Genomic DNA, 329 nt, shown 5'->3' with positions numbered 1-329 from the left:
ATTACGCAACAAAGCCGAGTATGTTTATAAATTACCTCAAATAAAAGACCAAACACTGAAGCTCGATGATAATGAACTAAGGCGTATTAGTGAGCTTCATTATAATGTTGTCCCAATATTTCATGATATACAAAATCGTTTTCATCGGTATGGTTGGAAAGATGGGCGGCCAGCGACATCATTAGCTTTGATCGCTGATGATACTTATGAGGATTTTGGTTTTGAGGCTCATGTCATAATGCAAAAATTTAGTGGAATGTTTAAATTACCTGAAGGCGAACTCTTCAATAAATTGAATCGTGTTCCCTTGTGCGTATTTCGGTGATTGC

At 36.8% G+C, this 329-nt stretch carries 1 protein-coding gene; it reads left to right on the top strand.

Features of this window, described 5'->3' with window-relative positions; translation table 11 throughout:
- Positions 1-325: hypothetical protein (locus AB4263_RS24365; RefSeq protein ID WP_372099050.1), on the top strand; the 325-nt coding region annotated here is incomplete at its 5' end.
- Between the last annotated feature and the right edge of the window lie 4 nt (positions 326-329).

It is taken from the genome of Vibrio sp. 10N.261.55.C5 (genome assembly GCF_041470505.1).
In the GTDB taxonomy this organism is placed as follows: domain Bacteria; phylum Pseudomonadota; class Gammaproteobacteria; order Enterobacterales; family Vibrionaceae; genus Vibrio; species Vibrio crassostreae_C.
This window is presented reverse-complemented; position numbering and strand designations above follow the sequence as displayed.